The following is a 17,668-nucleotide window of genomic DNA, read 5'->3' as shown; positions in this document are numbered from 1 at the left end:
GGACGGCTGCGCCTGCCTTCGCTCGGGGTTCTTTGTCAAAATTAGGTCTATTCGTTCTTAATATCGCACGAGTGCAATGTTATATTGGAAGGGAGTGGAATTTATTTGCAAAAATTGATGAATCATCGGGAGGGTTAACGTGAAATATATCGTTTGGAGTTTGTTGATTGCCGTTCATGTTTCAATAGTTGCGGCTGCTTCGCTCGGCAAGGAAGCCGCATTTGTCCAAGTAGCGGATAAACGGCTTAACGGCGAGACAGCGGCGAAGACGGAGAGACCGCTGCCCGAAGGCGCGGCGAATGTGAAGTATCAGGAGAAGCCTCATGTCATTGATCTCGCGAAGTGGGGGATTCGGAACGACGGGACGAAGCCCGTCGAGACGACGAGGGGGATTAACAAAGCGCTGGCGTGGGCGAAGAAGTCCGGCATTACGGCCGTTAAGCTTCCTCCCGGTACGTACTTGATCGATAAGAACAGCCGGATCGATATGGTTGGCAACATGTTGCTCGACTTGACGGACAAGGTGACGCTCCAGAAGGAAACGAATGGCAAGGAAAGCTATCAACTCCTGAACGTCGGGTACGGGGCCAACAACGTCACGATTAGGGGCGGCGTCATCAAAGGGGACAAGGACTCGCATGATTATTCCAAGAGGGACAGCTCCCATACGGCGGGAACGCATGAAGGCGGATACGGCATTAGCGTGATCGGCGCGGAAGGCGTCACGATCGAGGGCGTAACCGCGACTCATTTTACGGGTGACGGATTAGTTCTTGGCGCCCATGGAACGATGGTGCACGATCTGTACGAGAACAGCTTCGTATCCGGAGGCATCGACGACAAAGGCAAGCCGATTGCCGACGCCAAGCGAATTCGGACAGTGATGCCGATTAAGTTCGACCATGCGATATTCAAGGAGCGCGGCGAATTCGAAATGTCCAACCCGATCAAGCTGAACCGCAGCTTCGATATCTACTTCTATTCAAGCAAAAACGCGCTGATCAGTTTGAAGAAAGGCGTGAAAACACGCGATATTCTTCAGCTGCCGGACGGAGCGAGCTACGCTCATCTCGTCTTCCATCAGTCGGGCTTCAAAGGCGCCTACATCGAGCAATGGAACCGGGCGCTCAGCACCGACGTTGTCGTCAAAAATTCCGAATTCGGATACAACCGCAGGCAAGGCATTACAGTTGGCGGCGCGGACTTCGTTCTCATCCAAAACAACGAGCTGCACCACATGAAAGGCACGATGCCGCAGTCCGGCATCGACGTCGAAGGCGGTTTCGGGGAGAACGGCAACCGCAACAGCCGCATATTCATCATAGGGAACAAGTTCCACAACAACGCATCCTACGACGTCATCCTCTACGACGGCAAGGACGCGGTCGTAGAGGGCAACCATATGGCATCCAAAGGCGCGATCGGACTTGCGGTTTCGCCTCCGTTCTTGGGCGCGCTCGTGAAGGATAATCATTTTGACGCGACGCGAATCATCGCTTACCATGACGTGAAGTTCGTGAACAACCGGATGAACCATTCTTTTACGACGCTTGAAGGACCGAACATCTCGATAGACGGCATGGAGATCACGGATGGGCTTCTCGGCATAAGCGCCAAGCAGCCGAATGGCGTAACGGCAACGAACGTGACGATACGCAGTTCGGACAAACGATTCGGAGCGGGGCTGTCGTTGTTCGGCAAGCCGGTGAAGTTATCCAATATTACAATTATCGGCGAATCGAATTTGAGGACGGTTAGCGGCGGAGCGGAGCCTGGCAGCGTCATCGACAATTTGAAGGTGATCGGCTACAACTCCGAATTCGGTCTGTCTTTGCCGCCTGCTACCTACAATAACTGCGTGTTTGAAGGCGCGGAGGGCAAGCGGCTGGGAGCGGCGGGCATAAGCTTAGGCGGGAAGTACGTATTTAATGGCTGCACGTTCAAGTCGAGCTCGACCGCGGCCGTTAGTCTGCTTGCCGATCATCCAAAACTGGATTTGACCGTGAAGAACTCTACCTTCGAATTGCTTGGCGATACGACCGCCATCTCCGTTCAGGCTGCCGCGAACGTATTGCTCGAGAACAACAAGATTACCGCAGGCCGCCTGACGAAGGAGAACGTGGAGCTCGTGAAGCTGAACGATTACTGGAAACGAACCGAAAAACACGATATTTTGAAGGCGGTCATCCAGGGCAATTCGATCCAATCGAACTTACCGGCCATCGGCATCTCCACGGCCTACGCGGGAACGGGCGCGCCGTCCTATACCATCAAGAATAATATTCTGGAGAAAGCCGTGCTGGCGCTGAAGGCAAATGATTTGACAGAAGGAAACGAACTGAAGAAGTAACAGCGCCGTCCGCATGGCATGGATAAGCCTTCCTCATCTGCCGCATACTAATCCGGTTACTTCGTAATCGGGAGCTGAGACTTTTATGAGCGTCAAGTGGATGCTGGCCGCGCTTCTTCTGGCAGGAGGAACGGCAGAGCCTCAACAATCGCTGAGCATCGTCCATCAAGGCGATACGGTTATCCAGATCGACAAAGAAGATTACGTCTACGACCAGCCGGGGGTACCGATCGTGGACGAAGCCAAGCTGGCCGCACTTATGGATCGAATAGCGGAGCAAGTAGAGACGGAGCCTCGGAACGCCGTACTGGACGGAGCCGGGCGCATTGTGCCGGAGAAACCGGGGACGAAGCTGCATGCCGCCGAATTCAGGGGCAGATTTTATTCGTACGTGTTCGAGGGAGGAGCGGCGGAGCTCGAAGTTCCGCTGCGGTCCGTTTATCCCCGGGTGGACAGCGAAATTTTGTCCAATATTAAGCTGAACGCGATCGGCTCTTACGCGACGTATTTCAACAGCCGGAACCGCAACCGCTCTTCGAATATCGCCTTGTCCGCGCAAGCGATCAACAACGTCGTCGTTTTTCCCGGCGAACGGTTTTCCTTTAATGGCACGGTCGGCAAACGAACGAGGGAAAAAGGATATTTGCGGGCGCCCGTCATCGTGCGCGGCGAGCTGTACGAGGATATCGGCGGGGGTATCTGCCAGGTATCCTCGACGTTATTTAACGCAGCGGACAGGGCGGGACTTACGATCGTCGAACGGTTCTCCCACAGCCGCAACGTCCATTACGTCCCGTCCGGCCGCGACGCGACGGTCAGCTGGTACGGACCGGATTTCGTATTCACGAATCCGTACAACCATCCGATTCTGATCCGGGCTTTCGCGAGCGCTGGAGCGGTGAGCGTGTCGATCTTCTCCTCCGACATGCTGGAGACGCGGCAGCGGGAAGTGCCGGGGGCATCCAAGACGCTTCCGGAGGAAGTGCGGGTCGAGAATCGCAGCGTAGGCGGGAAGAGGGAGTAGAGGTTCGGCGAAAAACAGGCTATCCTGACGGCGCGGTATAACGCATCGACAGGATAGCCTTTTTGTGCTCTTTAAGCGGAATCGCCTTACCGGAGCTTCGCTTCGATTTCGATCTGATGAATCGTATCGGTCAAGCTTTCAAAGTCGAAGATGGCAGACGGTTCATAATCGCCGCGGTTGCGGATGCGGACATCCATCGGGACGGGATTCTCTCCTAGCGGCATGTAATGGGCCGTCACCTCGTACCTGCCGATCGGCACATCGGGAATGCCGAAGCCGCCGGGAAAATTCGAGCCGCGTTTCACGATCGTTTCGCCTTCGCTTCCGTCCAGGAGCGGGCCGACGGGAGACAAGGTGATCACGACGTCGTTCGGATCGGGCGGCGGAAGTGCCGGGTCGTCCGGATGGGAGTAGTCGGCCAAATACAAGTACAATTCGCCCGTGACAGAGCCGAGCACAAAGTTCCTGACGGCGCCCGTATTGCCCGCGAAAGGCTTGTCGTCGACCGGGGTAACGTTCACGCCGTATGACTTCCCGTTGTAGTCGGCGGCAAACGTTGCGCTCATGTGCCAGGTCGTCGCCAGCATGGGCAACTCGATGGCATAGTAACCGTATTCGTCGGTCGTTCCGTAAAGATTGCTGTTGTAGAGAAGCTGGTTGTCCGCGTAAAGATCCACGTTCGGCACCGGCTCGCCCCGCTCGTTCACGACGCGTCCCGTGACGAAGTAAGGCATCTCGGCCAGAGGAATCGGATTCGCCGTCGTCCCGTCGCTGATTCCGATCATGGCGACTTCCTTCACTTTCAGGTAGGATACCTCATATCCGCTGTTCTCCGATACGAAACGAAGAGGCACGAGCGTTCTTCCTTTTACGATTTGGGCTGGAACATCAAGCTCGACGCTCTCGCCTCCAACGGCGGCAATCGTGCCATCGATCGGCAATTGAATCATGAAACCCTCCTTCTCCCCGATCGCGATTCTGTTTCGTTCGTCCCAAGTCACTTCATAGCCCAGCGTCTCGAAAATTTTGCGGAAGGGCACCAGCGTCCTGCCGTTCTTGATGACGGGCTCCGCATCTTCGAATTGGAGCGGCTTGCCGTTAAAGTACACCTTGACGGACCCGCTTGCCGAGTAGGCGGTCAGAGGGAGCAGGGTTAAGCCCAGCAGAATCATCGCCAGCCAAACCAAAACGGGTTTCTTCATGAAGCGGAACGTACCATCCATACAGTACTTCACTCCTTCGGGCGGGTTATGAAACATGAAACATCAATATGCCGCTATTATAGCGGACCCTTGAAGTCGAATGTTGCCGAAAGACGCCGCCGATGCGCGAAGATGATTTTCGCTAAGGCTCAGAACAAAATTCGGACCTCGTCGAACGATTTTCACAGTGGAGATAATAGTGGATTGTGTATGATAGAAGATAATACAAATCTATCACAAAATCACATGGATTATCCCAGGGAGGACACCGAAAGTGAGAGATTCTATTCTCTCATGCGCAAGATAGCAACAGGGCTGTCCCAAAAGTAAACACTTTTAGGGACAGCTTTTCTTTGTCTTCATGCGGCGCATCGGGCTGAATGTGTACGAAAAATCATACACGCTACGCCTTTCTGTGGCTCAACGGGCCGAATGTATACGAAAAACCATATACGCGACGCCGGTCGCCGAAAAAAACATTTTGCAATTATGTGGAAATTTGCTATCCTACAAAGGAACGAACTTGGGGAGGAGCGAACAATTATGAAACCGGTTACCGTATATGATATTGCTAGAGAAGCCAATGTTTCGGTCGCTACGGTTTCGCGAGTGCTGAATAACACGGCCCCAGTGAAGAAAACGACGAGAGACAAAATCAACGCTTTGATCGAAAAGTATCAGTTCCAGCCGAATGCGCTGGCCAGAAGTTTGTTCAAGAAAGAGACAAGCATGATCGGGGTTATACTCCCGGACATCACGAACCCGTTTTTCCCGGAAGTGCTGGCAGGATTGGAGCAGGAATTGCGGAGCAAAGGATATACGATCTTCCTTTGCGATACGGTATCGGTCAATGCTGACTATGAGGAGCAATACGTCCGGGAATCCCAATATTTGAATCTGCTGCTCGAGAAGCAGGTCGATGGTCTGGTCATGATCGGCGGACGCATCAATTTGGCCAAACCCGATAAACGATTAATCCAGGAAGTGGCGGAGGTCAGCAAACGTTTGCCGCTGCTGCTCATCAACGGGCAGTTGCCCGGGCAGAAGCTGAACCGGATTTTCGTCGACGAGAAAGCCGGCGCGATTCTTGCGACGGAGCATCTTATCGGGCTGGGGCATCGGGATATCGCGTTTGTCGGCGGGTACAGGAAAATGTCGAATACGCTTCAGCGCGTCCAAGGTTTCGCATCGACGATGGAGAAGCACGGACTGCCCGTTCGCCCGGAATGGCTGCTGGACGGCGGATTCTCCGTGGAGAAGGGCAAGGCGTTCATGCGCGCGCTGCTTGCGGCGCCGAAGCGTCCGACCGCCGTATTCTGCGCAAACGATCTTGTCGCGATCGGCGTCATGAAGGAAGCGTACAAGGCAGGCCTGCGCGTGCCGGAAGACTTGTCCATCATCGGCTTCGACGACATTCCGTTCGCCTCGCACAGCATCCCCGAGCTGACGACGATTTCGCTCAAGTGTTACGACGTAGGCAAAGGCGCCGCCGAGCTGCTGCATGGCTTGATCTCCAAAGCCAGAGTGCGGAGGAATACCGTCGTCGAACCTGAGCTGATCGTCAGGGAGTCAACCGCACCTCCGGGTGGGGAACAAGGGTAGGAAAGATTTGAAAAAACCTCAACCGAAGCCCCTCGAAGATGATCGACCGCGTTTAGAGGTAGGTTTATCGCAATAATAATTTTTATTTCCGGGAAGCTCGGAAATTAATAAATATTTAGGTGGTTGAAAAATTACGATTGACAACGCTTTCATGATCCCCTACAATCGGAATTGAAAAGGCGTCGTCACTTAATGGCCTAGAATGAAACCCGTTACACCAGTCATAACGAGATAACGAACACACATCGTGAAGCTAGCGCAGACACACTTCAGAGCACCGAGTATCGGTATTTGGCAGTTGTTTGAATCGGTTAGGATTACGACGTGTGTTTTTATTTTGTCGAAAACTTAACGGGTTACATGAAACGGGTTACATTTTCGGGGGCTAGAGAGGATCGTCAAACATGAATTCGATTTTAAGGAGGATTGCCGGTGAAAAGTACGGTTCAAGCGGACGCGGCCGTTCAATTCGAGAGAGACGCGGTTCGCATTCATGGCAAGCCGGAGCTGCTCCTATGCGCTTCGTTGTTTTACTTCCGCATCCCGAGAGCTTACTGGAAGGAGCGGATGGAGCAGCTCGCGGCATTCGGCTACAACGCTATCGACGTTTATTTTCCTTGGAACTACCATGAGCGCTCCGAAGGAAGCTGGGATTTCGAAGGGGAACGAGACGTCGTCGAATTTCTGGCGGCGGCCAAAGATACGGGATTATGGGTCGTGGCAAGGCCCGGTCCGTATATTTGCTCGGAATGGGATGGCGGGGCGCTTCCGGCCTATCTGCTGGCGGATGACGATATCCGGTTAAGGGACAACGATCCCGTCTTCCTGCAAGCGGTATCCCGCTGGTTCGACCGCATCCTGCCGGTTATCAGAGCGTACGAAGCGGGAAAAGGCGGCACGGTGATCGCGCTGCAGCTGGACAACGAGCTGGACTTCTATGGCTGCTCCGACCCGGCCGGATACATAGCGGCGCTGCGGGATATGGCGCTGGCGCACGGAATAACGGTGCCGTTATTCGCCTGCGCCGGCCAAGGCGGTATTCCGCAGGCGAGCGGGCTGGCGGACGGCGTCATGCCGACCTGCAACTATTATCCGAATGACCGCGATCCGGATTTCGAGGGCAAGGTACTGCATTACCGCGAGCTGCTTGGCCGTATGGGATATCCGCTGCTCGTGACGGAGACGAACCGCTCCCATTACTTGCTGCGGCGGCTGTTATCCTGCGGCACCAAGCTGCTGGGGCCGTATCTGCAGGTATCGGGCACCGACTTCGGCTTCACGAACGCAACGAACAATTGGGGCATGCCGCTCGCCTTCATGACTTCGGATTACGACTTCGGCGGCATGATTTCACCTGAAGGGCATATTCGCGAGGAAGCCTATGAAGGGCGGCTGCTAAGGAGAATGATGTTGGCCTACGGCCCGGCGCTCGCGGAGGCAGAAACGTCTAGCAGCCCATCGTCCGCGTACGGCATTGAAGGCGACGCGGCAGGCATTGCCGGGCCTTATGCTCTTGAACTAAAAGGCGGCGGCCGGATCCTCTTCGTTACCAACTTGGACGACCGGGACAAGGAGATCGCATTGAGGGACCGCGCGACAGTAGATTCGCCCGGGGACCGCTTCGAACTGAAGGGAGGCCGCTCGCTTGCTTTACCAGCAGAACTGCCGCTCGCAGCATGGGGAATGCAGGGGCGCCTCGAGTCTTCGACGGCTGAGCTGTATCGGGCGGAAACGCTGCCGTCGGGCACGGCGGCTATCTTGTTCCACGCGGAGGGGAAGGGTGCAATCAGGCTGCGAATCCCGGGATCGGTAACGGTCGACTACGATCAAGGTCAAGCCGAGCAAGAGGGGGACGCGCTTGCATTAACGTTCGACGGGCGCGGCGAATGCCGGTTCACGCTCCGATCGGATTCGGGAGGAGAATTGGCCATCCTCGTTCACTCGAGAGCGAAAGCGCTCATCTCCGCGGAGCTTGATCCGGACGGAAATCCGACATACGAGCAGCCAATCCGTTATGTTGTCGAAGGACAGCCGGCCGTCCAGCAATGGCAGCTTAGCCTGTGCGATACGGAGGCGCCGGCAGCATCGCGGATCATAGCGGAGCATCCATCGAGAGCGCCGGAGTCGAAGACGCAGATCAAACAGGCGGAGCCGCTCGAATCGCTGGGAGTATACAGAGGATTCGCGTGGTACGGCTCCGATGCTTGCCTGCCCGCCGGGGCAAAGGCCGAAGGGCTGCTCCTTCGTCAGGGAAGCGACATCGTATCGATCTATTCCGATGGCCGGTACGTTGGCACGGCAGTACCGGGAGGCGGCAGCCGGTACATCTCTTTGGACGATGGGGGCAGGGAAGTCGGATGCTTGCTCGCGAGAACGGAAATCTGGGGCCACTCGAACTTCGACGATATCCGGCTGCCCGGACTCAGGCTGAGTTCGCGCAAAGGGATTCGCGGAATCGCAGCGATCACGAATATCCAGCAGCTAAGCGGCAATTGGCGCGTTCATCGGTCCGCAGACCGGATGATTAAACAAGAGCTCATCGGCGGCCAGACCGACCGAAGCCTGTGGCCGGTCGTCGGATTCGGCGGATGGCTCTCACCCGACCATCCGGCGCTCGAATATTACGCCCGCTCGTTCTTCGCTTCGGCGGACGCGGATTCGTGGACGCTTTGTTTCGAAGGTTTGCAGGCTCGCGCGAAGCTGTTCGTCGGCGAAGCGGAGGTCGGAGACGTGAACCCTTTCGACCCGTACGTCGACATTACGCCGTACGTCAAGGCGGGGCAAAACGTGGAGCTTACGGTGTTCTTAGAGCGGGCGCTGGGACTTCCAGCCGGCCAAGTGACGCTGTACGAGGGCGTGGAAGCGGCCGAATGGACCATGCGTGCAGCGGAAGAGCCGGAGCTTCTCCGGTATGCGGAAGAAGCGAGAGCGTTGGCTGCCGCGGCGGAGCTCCCGATGGAGCTGGCGTCCGGATCGGTCGCTTGGCTTTATGCGGAAGCGAATAATTCCGAAGGCGGCAAAGGCTGGCGCGTTACGGTCGACGGCAGCGGTCTGAAGCTGACCGCGTTCTTGGAAGGACGAATCGTCGGAAGGCTTTGGATGCCTAGCGGCGGCGAACGGCCCGTTGTCACGGGAGGGAGTCAAACTTCCGTCTACTTGCCGGGAGCGTGGTTCAATGGCAGCCAAGAAGGCATCGACGGCATCGACGGAAACGGCGGCAGCGGCAAAATCGAGATTTTGCTCGAGGCAGTCGACCGTGAGGCGCCAGGCCGGCTGAACGACATCTCGTTCATTCCGGTACAGCAATCGGAATAGGAGGCGATCGACATGGAGACGGCCCTGGAGAAGACGGCCCCGAGCAAACCGCTCAGGGCCCGCTCGGGCAAGCTAAGACGATTCTGGAACAACAAAACGCTGCTGTTCATGTGTTTGCCCGCCATCGCTTTTTTTATCATATTCGCGTATTTGCCGATGCCTGGATTGTATCTGGCGTTTATCCAGTACAACTACTCCGACGGCATCTTCCGCAGTCCGTTCGTCGCGCTCGACAATTTCCGGTTTCTCGTCATGAACGGGGATCTGTGGAGGCTGACGTTCAACACGGTCGCGTACAACATCGTGTTTATCTTGCTGGGCAACGTGCTGCAAATTTTCGTGGCGGTGCTGCTGAACGAGCTGAGGAGAAAGTGGTTCAAGAAAATAGCGCAAACGCTAATGTTCCTGCCGCATTTCATTTCGGCCGTCCTGATCGGCCTCATTGCCTACAACATACTCAGCTATGATTACGGCATCTTGAACAGCTTGCTCGAGTCGATGGGCATGGAGCCCGTCAAAACGTATTCGAATCCCGTCATTTGGCCGTTCATTATCGTCCTCACGTTCCTTTGGCAGTCGACGGGATACGGCTCGATCATTTATTTCGCGGCCATCATGGGCCTCGACAACGAAATCATCGAAGCGTCGGAGATCGACGGGGCGAACGCGTTCCAGCGCATCATCTATATCGTACTGCCGTGGCTGAAGCCGACGTTTATCATCCTCCTCTTGTTCTCGCTCGGCGGAGTGCTCAAAGGCAACTTCGGATTGTTCTACAACCTTGTCGGCGCCAACAACACCGCGCTGTACGCGACAACCGACATAATCGAGACGTACGTGTTCCGATCCTTGATGACGAACTTCAACTTCTCGATTGGAAGCGCTGTCAGTTTGTATCAATCCGTCTTCGGCTTCATCGTGGTCATCACCGCGAACTGGCTCGTGCGCAAAGCTTCGCCAGAAAATTCTTTATTTTAATTTTGAACGACTTAGAAGGAGGTGCAACCCATGGAAAATACAGGGGAATCGCGCAGCATCCGTACCGACGCCAGCGGCATTGCCGTCCAGGCGTTCGGGTACGTGTTCATCTCCCTGTTCGCCCTCTGTTGCCTGCTGCCGTTCCTGCTCGTGCTCGGCACATCGTTTACGTCCGAGGATTCGATCAAGCGGTTCGGCTTTAACTTTTGGCCCAAGGAATTCAGTACGTTCGCCTACCGGATCGTATTCGAAAATCCCGAATACATGGCCGGATCTTATCTCGTTACGTTCGGCATTACAATCTTGGGCACCGCGGCCGGCTTATTCCTGGTCGCGATGACGGGCTACGCGCTGCAGCGGCCGGATTTCGGCTACCGGAACGGCATTTCGTTTTTCATCTATTTCACGACGCTGTTCTCCGGAGGGCTCGTACCGTTTTACCTGTTGATGACGCAATATTTGAGCCTCAAAAACAGTTATCTTGCCGTATTGCTGCCGGGCCTTCTTAGTCCGTTCCTTATTATCATGATGAAAAGTTTCGTCCGATCGATTCCTCATGCCATTACGGAATCGGCGAAGATCGACGGGGCCGGCGACTTTACGATCTTCATGAAGCTGATCCTCCCCATGACGACCCCGGCGCTCGCAACCATCGGCCTGTTCATCGCCTTGGGGTATTGGAACGAATGGTACCACGCCATGTTATTCCTGCCGGATGTGAAATACCGGCCGCTACAGCTCTTCCTGTACAATGCCGTCACCCAAGCGGACTTCATCCGCAATTCCGCAGCCGCTTCCAACGTAGAGCTACGGGACGTGCCGCTGGAGTCGATGAAGATGGCGACCGCGGTCGTCGCAACCGGTCCGGTTATCCTGTTCTACCCGTTCGTGCAGCGTTATTTTATTAAGGGCATTACGGTTGGGGCCGTCAAAGGCTGATAGGCGATGTGCGCGAGGCCGCCAAAGGACAGCGAAAGCTGTTTCGCCTTGGCCTCTTCACATAACGGGCGATCAGCCCGAACTAAGGAAAACAAAGGGGAGAACGAAAATGTCGAGAATGAAAAAGATTTCCGCTTTGGTTATCGCGATTGTGATGGTATTTACGCTAGCGGCTTGCTCGGGCAACAACGGAGGCAGCAACGCGGGCAACACAGGAGGGAACACAGGAGGGAACAACCAAGGCAACACGGAGAACAAGGGGAGCGAAGATACCGGCGACAAGGGCATCGACACTTCGAAGTTCGTGAAGATCAGCTATGTCGTGCTGGGCAACAAACCGACAAACGGGCAATTCGAGGCGGTCATGGCCGAAGTGAACAAATTAATGAAGGAAAAAATCAACGCCGAGCTGGAATGGAAGTGGGTTGAATGGGCGGACTGGCAAACAAAATATAATCTGACGCTCGCTTCCGGCGAACCGATCGACCTGATCACGATCGGTACCGACTGGCTCGATACATGGGGCAATGCGCAGCGAGGCGCGTTCCTGAACCTGGACGAGCTGCTGCCGACGTACGCGCCGCAGACGTGGAACTCCATACCGGAAGAGGACTGGGCGCAGAGCAAATATAACGGCAACATCGTTCTGATTCCGGAGAACGATTACACGCAGTGGGTCAACCACGGCTTCTACTACCGCGACGACTGGGCGAAGGAAGCGGGCATTACCGAACCGATCAAAGATTGGGAGACGATCGGCAAGTACCTGCAGTACATCAAGGACAACAAACCGGATGTGTTCCCTTGGGACGCGGCGGGGCAGTCGAGCACGTTCGGCGGCTTCTTCACCTCGAACAGCGACAACCTGGAGCTTCCGATCTCGACGGGTTACCTGCCGATCTTCGCGACCAAATCGTTTGATGACAAATATACGGTGAACAGCCCCGTATTCGAGGACACGTTCCTCAAGTTCGCGACGATGATGAAGGATTGGGCGGACCGCGGCTTCTGGCGCGAGGATGTGCTGAACAACAAAAACGACACCCGCGCCGCTCTGCGCGCCGGACTAACGGGCATGGACCAACATCATACACAGACGTTCGGGGCGCTGCGCGTCCAGATGGATAAAGACCAGCCGGGTTCGGAACTGCAGATGTTCCCGTTCGCCCGGACGAGGGGCACGAACCTGCTGGAGCTGTCGATCACCCACGGTGGCACGTCGGTCGGCGCGCACAGCAAAAATCCGGAACGAGCCCTGATGGCATACGATCTCATCCGCAACGACGAACAAATCTACCAATTGATCAACTACGGCCTCGAAGGCGTGCAATACGAGATCAAGGACGGAAAGCGCTTCCAGCCCGAAGGCTATGACGAAGCGAAACACGGCTTCTACGCCGACTTCTGGGGTGGCCGCGTGGACAAATTCGAAATTCCTAGCTCTACGGTATGGGATCAGGTCGAAGAAACGTATTACGCCGAATACGACGCCATCAAAAAGACGTATCCGTACGGCCAATTCGTCTTCGACAAAACGCCGGTGGAAGCGGAGCTGACCGCGATCACGCAAGTATCCGGCGAGATGGGCCCGGCCATCACGTACGGCAAAGCCGGCGATCCGGCGAAAGCCGTCGAGGAGTTCCGCAATAAGCTGAAGACGGCCGGCTACGATAAAGTGCTTGCCGAGCTGCAGCGCCAGATGGACGAATACAAGAAGCTGATGGAAGGATAATCACGGCCCAACAAAGCCGGTACCGGACGTAAACGTTCGGTACCGGCTTTCGCGTTAGGGAATCAAATAAAAGGAGCGTAATACCTGATTCCTTCTGGGAAATTCCTATTTTATTCGGATGACGAAGCGGTTACAATAGGGGGTATTGGCTCATTATTGTCCAAAGAGAATTAAGTATTAGACTGAAAAATATAGTGTTAGACTCGGAAAATAAAGTTGTATTAGTTCAAAAACAATATGAGAAAAATAATGACTATACAGATGGTGAAAAACTGAAGGGGAATGAGTATTGGATAGATATTGGAATTACAGGGTTCTAAAGAAAGATTGTAAAAACGGGCTCGTTTCCTATGATGTATGTGAAGTTTATTATGAGAATGGCATTCCTGATTCATGGATATGGGGTAAGAATGTGCTTAGCGGTGATAGTAAGGAACACTTAGAGGAAAAGATTCAATCCATTCTAATGGCGTTTAAAAAGCCGATTCTTGAAATAATTGGCGATGATGAAGATTTAGTCGAAGTAAAGGAATGAAAATCCCATTCCGCTAAAGTTACGCGCACGATATAAGAATTGTATGATAGGAATAAACCAAAGGAGAAATTTATGAAACCTATTATGATTGATTTTCCAGATGAGTTTCATACTGAACGATTAGTAATTAGAATGATAAAACCAGGGGATGGTAAGGTTGTGTTTGAAGCCGTTAATGCTTCGATAGATGAATTGAAACCTTGGTTAAAGTTTGTACAAAATGAACCAACCATATTGAACTTGCAGTTAGAGAGGCGTATGTAAAATTTTTAAGTCGTGAAAGTCTAAGATTCCTTGTCTTTTTGAAAGAAACGGGACAATTTGTTGCTACGTCAAGCTTACACAGCATAGATTGGGATGTACGGAAATTTGAAATTGGATATTGGATACATACACGTTTTAGTTGCAATGGGTATATGACTGAAGCAGTTAAAGGTATTTGTGATTTTGCTTTTAGCCAGTTGAATGCCCGAAGGTTGGAAATACGTTGTGATACAAAAAATACAAGAAGCAAGTTAATACCTGAGCGATTATACTTTGAACTTGAGGGTACTTTCAAAAACGAAGATTTATCGGCTGATGGAAGTGAATTGAGGGACACCTTCATTTTTGCAAAGATACAAGGATAACATGTTGTATTAAACTAACGAGGAACGTTAGTTCAATACACCATGGAGCAAATTGCTATTCGGCAGCTGCTCCATTTTCCATTAAGCTAAAGGGCAGGATAGTTGAATGATTTCGCGAATAACTTAAGTCATGACGAATTTACGAAGTTCGCAAAAAGACGTTAGCCGAAAGAAGTTCTTAGTTTAGGAGGAGTCTATATGATATTAGAAAAAGTTATAAATAGAATTGTAATACAAAGTGAATATAAGGATTTTGTTGATAAGTATATAGATAATATACTTACCGAATTTAAAGGTAAGATTCATAGCATTTATATGTGTGGCTCGATTCCAAAAGGAACTGCTAAACCTTTTAAGTCAGATGCAGACTTTACTATTGTATGTGTAAATCCCAAAGATATTGATTACGAAAGATTGTCAAATATTAAAGACAGGCTTTTGGAAGAATATCCAGTAGTAACTAAGATTGATACGATAATTTGCTCGATTGACGATGTATTAAGTAAACCAAATGAGTGGGGTTTTTGGGTAAAGATAATTTGTGTTTGCATATATGGTCATGACGTTGGTGAAAAAGTACCACCGATAATTATTTCTCCAGAGTTCATTTTAGACTTAAATACAGAGACCAAGGAGGAAGTAGATCGTATACATAGTTTACTTTCTAATGCTAGTGATAACACAATGAAAACTAGATATATTAAAGGTTACTCTAAGAGATTAATTCGTGCATTATACTCTTTGGTTTTAGAAGATACAGGTGTATGGCAAGATGACATTATTAAGATGAAGAATGCCATATTAAACTATTGTGAGATTGACTCCGCTTTAGTTGATTATCTGTATGCTTGTTACTTGGATAGTAATGTACTTGTTGAAGAGTTTCTGGGAATTGCAGATGAAGTATATAGCTATTTTGAGAACGCCTTAAATGCAATGGCTGCTTCCAGAACTTCCTTCGGCTAACACCATATTGACGCTCCGGGTCACTCTGAGAAGCGAGTGACCACATCCAGCCCCCTAAGCCCGTCGGGACGTCACTGCGTTAGGTGTTCGGCAAGCCTCACAACTATAAGCAGCGACTCTAATTAAAACATAAGACTATTGAGCTAACGGGACACATTAGTTGAAAAAACAAGGAGCAGAATCTGTCATGCAGCTGCTCCTTGTTTTTATTAAGGGGCAGGATACTTTTACCATAACTGTTCTTTACCTTTATATTTATATACTGAATTAGTATCATTAAAGTCAGTTCATACAGAAATTGGCATTATTAATGTTTCAATATTGAAAGGAGCTCCTAATGGCTAAAACGAAACGCGGTAAGGGTTTGTGGAATACACTTTCTAGAGGTAGAGGAACCTGTCCCATTTGCCTTGCGACCAGAATAAAGTTGCTTTATTCTGCGACTAACTCGGAAGGTAAGCTAGTGACGGTCTGCAAGAAATGCAGCTTAGTAGATGCGAAAATCGTTGATAAAGCTGTTTCGACAGTGAATTTAGGATTTCGAGGAAAGCTTCGTAGAGAGTTGAATCAACAAAAGCAAAGCGTATAGAAAATTATTTTCGATGGCAACCGGTCACACGATCGGCTGCCGTTTTTCGTTGATGTAACGGGCAGTTTAACGCACTCTAAATTAGAAGCGATTCGTGGTTCGAGTACAAATAATCGGCTATGGGTACACTACCTAAAAAAGGGTGGTGTTATATCATGAGCCGCTTTCTGATAATTTGTTTACTACTGAGTAACTTGTTTACAAACGAAATATTTGCATCAAGTGTAGCACCACAGAGCGATGTTCCTCAATTAGATGAGCCATATATCGAAATCGGGTATAAGTCGGTTGGGAAAGCGTTAAAGGAATGCGAAACGCTTAATCAAAGAGAACTTAAATTGCCAATTAAATTACCACCTATGGAATTTACTCATCATTTGGGTAGATGTGTAAACGACAAGGAGAATTATAACGACGAATTACAAATAGAATACCTCCATGAATCTCACGGCAAAAACCACTATATGATTGATGTAAGACCTATTGAGCAGAAATTAGCCTATGGGAAGTTAAAGAGAGATGGGAAAAAATACAAATTTAAAGACGGTAGTGAAGCAGTTTACTTTACAACAAAATCCCCAAAGGCTAGGGGAGGATTCAATATTTTATTGTTTGAAAAAAACGGATGGCAGTACCGTCTGTCAGTAGATAGTCGGATAGGGAATCATGTTACAGCGGATGTGCTCTTTGGAATAGCGGAATCTGTAAAGTAGGTTACATGTTGAATAAAAGCTAAGCCTTACCATAGTTTGATGATAAGGTCATTAAGCTAACGGGCAGGCAGTGATGCTTAAAAGCGTTTATAATTGTATTAGTAGATAAATAAGTAGGTGTGAAGATTGAACAGTGAATTAGAAACCATCGTAGTAAAAACATTTTTTGAGAAGAGAATCCAAGAACGGGTTCTGTTCGAGTTGTCTTCTCCAAAAAAACGTAAGGATGCGATAGGTCGTCTCAACCATCACTATAAGCAGACTTTGAATGAGCACTACATGACAGAAATACCGAAGCCCAATTCTAATTACTTGCATATTGCGACTTTATTGAAGAAACATGATGCAGGAGATAATTGTTATGTGATTTCTTGGAATGACAGTATTGATGGTCAAGAGATGCCTCTAACATCAGCTTTAGAAAAGGCAGTTGGTCTTGGAATGCCGACCCTTATTTCGTGCATTCCAAACAAGCTTATTTATTTCGAAGCAGAGCAAGAATTTGGTTCTCCGCCGAGATACATATTAACGAATAAGTGATTCGTTGATTACGCTAACGGGACACTTTAGTTCAATACACTTTGGAGCAGCTTGCGGTTCGGCAGTTGCTCCATTTTCCATTAAGCTAAAGGGCAGGATTGTTGAATGACTTCGCGAATATCTTAGGAGTAATTGGCGGTGAAAATAGTCGAGTTTATTGAAATGCGGATACTCGGGAGGTCTTAAAATTGGGTTTATCAATTCATTACGAAGGTACTGCATCATCATATGATAGCGTAAGTAGCATACTCAGCCGAGTAGAATTGTACTCTAATGAAAACAATTGGAAGATTGATGTGATAGATAAAAATAATATAATTGTAATTCCACACCCTAAATGTGAATCGTTATCATTTGTTTTCAACGATAAGTTGAAGCTTTCAGGCTGCACAAAGACTGGTTATGCACCTACGGAAATTCATGAGCAAGTTGTTAAACCTAAATTTCGAAAGCCCATAATATCAAGCAACTCGAATAGGGCGATCAGGAAACTACAACCAGTTATGGGTGGGGTGTTGTAGCAAATGCCCGTCTAATCGCGGTATTAGCAGACA

At 50.9% G+C, this 17,668-nt stretch carries 12 protein-coding genes and 1 pseudogene; 12 read left to right on the top strand and 1 reads right to left on the bottom strand.

The genetic code is table 11. From position 1 onward, the window contains the following. Nucleotides 1-139 precede the first annotated feature (139 nt). Both RB620_RS03675 and RB620_RS03670 read left to right on the top strand, forming a co-directional pair. The gene (locus tag RB620_RS03675) at nucleotides 140-2,350 is read left to right on the top strand and encodes a right-handed parallel beta-helix repeat-containing protein (protein WP_308092172.1); all 2,211 of its coding nucleotides are present in this window, start codon (nucleotides 140-142) and stop codon (nucleotides 2,348-2,350) included. Nucleotides 2,351-2,435: 85 nt separating this feature from the next. Continuing rightward, nucleotides 2,436-3,374 (top strand): VanW family protein, encoded by a 939-nt coding sequence (locus tag RB620_RS03670; protein ID WP_308092171.1) that lies wholly within the window; start codon nucleotides 2,436-2,438, stop codon nucleotides 3,372-3,374. Between the two features lie 86 nt (nucleotides 3,375-3,460). On the opposite strand, the gene RB620_RS03665 is transcribed toward RB620_RS03670, so the two are convergent. Beyond that, nucleotides 3,461-4,597, bottom strand: a complete 1,137-nt coding sequence (locus RB620_RS03665; RefSeq protein ID WP_308092170.1) for a stalk domain-containing protein — start codon at nucleotides 4,595-4,597, stop codon at nucleotides 3,461-3,463. 522 nt (nucleotides 4,598-5,119) lie between these two features. On the opposite strand from RB620_RS03665, the gene RB620_RS03660 reads away from it, so the two are divergent. The 10 genes and pseudogenes from RB620_RS03660 (at nucleotide 5,120) to RB620_RS03610 (ending at nucleotide 17,114) form a co-directional block, all read left to right on the top strand. Next, entirely contained in the window at nucleotides 5,120-6,178 is a 1,059-nt protein-coding gene (locus RB620_RS03660) for a LacI family DNA-binding transcriptional regulator (protein WP_308092169.1), read from the top strand. Between the two features lie 432 nt (nucleotides 6,179-6,610). Then, complete coding sequence (locus RB620_RS03655; RefSeq protein ID WP_308092168.1) at nucleotides 6,611-9,493, top strand: beta-galactosidase; 2,883 nt, start codon at nucleotides 6,611-6,613, stop codon at nucleotides 9,491-9,493. A 12-nt stretch (nucleotides 9,494-9,505) separates the two neighbouring features. After that, nucleotides 9,506-10,471, top strand: a complete 966-nt coding sequence (locus tag RB620_RS03650; RefSeq protein ID WP_308092167.1) for an ABC transporter permease — start codon at nucleotides 9,506-9,508, stop codon at nucleotides 10,469-10,471. A 30-nt stretch (nucleotides 10,472-10,501) separates the two neighbouring features. After that, nucleotides 10,502-11,410: a carbohydrate ABC transporter permease gene (locus RB620_RS03645; RefSeq protein WP_308092166.1), complete on the top strand. Its 909-nt coding sequence runs from the start codon at nucleotides 10,502-10,504 to the stop codon at nucleotides 11,408-11,410. A gap of 109 nt (nucleotides 11,411-11,519) precedes the next feature. Then, nucleotides 11,520-13,142, top strand: coding sequence for an ABC transporter substrate-binding protein (locus tag RB620_RS03640; RefSeq protein ID WP_308092165.1), 1,623 nt, complete (start codon nucleotides 11,520-11,522; stop codon nucleotides 13,140-13,142). 289 nt (nucleotides 13,143-13,431) lie between these two features. After that, entirely contained in the window at nucleotides 13,432-13,677 is a 246-nt protein-coding gene (locus RB620_RS03635) for a hypothetical protein (protein ID WP_308092164.1), read from the top strand. 72 nt (nucleotides 13,678-13,749) lie between these two features. Further along, nucleotides 13,750-14,306: pseudogene (locus tag RB620_RS03630) on the top strand (GNAT family N-acetyltransferase). Between the two features lie 198 nt (nucleotides 14,307-14,504). Continuing rightward, nucleotides 14,505-15,272, top strand: coding sequence for a nucleotidyltransferase domain-containing protein (locus RB620_RS03625; RefSeq protein ID WP_054024997.1), 768 nt, complete (start codon nucleotides 14,505-14,507; stop codon nucleotides 15,270-15,272). Nucleotides 15,273-16,016: 744 nt separating this feature from the next. Next, nucleotides 16,017-16,574, top strand: a complete 558-nt coding sequence (locus RB620_RS03615; protein WP_308092161.1) for a hypothetical protein — start codon at nucleotides 16,017-16,019, stop codon at nucleotides 16,572-16,574. A 126-nt stretch (nucleotides 16,575-16,700) separates the two neighbouring features. Beyond that, complete coding sequence (locus RB620_RS03610) at nucleotides 16,701-17,114, top strand: hypothetical protein (protein ID WP_308092160.1); 414 nt, start codon at nucleotides 16,701-16,703, stop codon at nucleotides 17,112-17,114. The last annotated feature ends 554 nt before the right edge of the window (nucleotides 17,115-17,668 follow it).

Origin of the sequence: Paenibacillus sp. LHD-117 (assembly GCF_030929555.1) — a bacterium.
GTDB lineage: Bacteria > Bacillota > Bacilli > Paenibacillales > Paenibacillaceae > Pristimantibacillus.
This window is presented reverse-complemented; position numbering and strand designations above follow the sequence as displayed.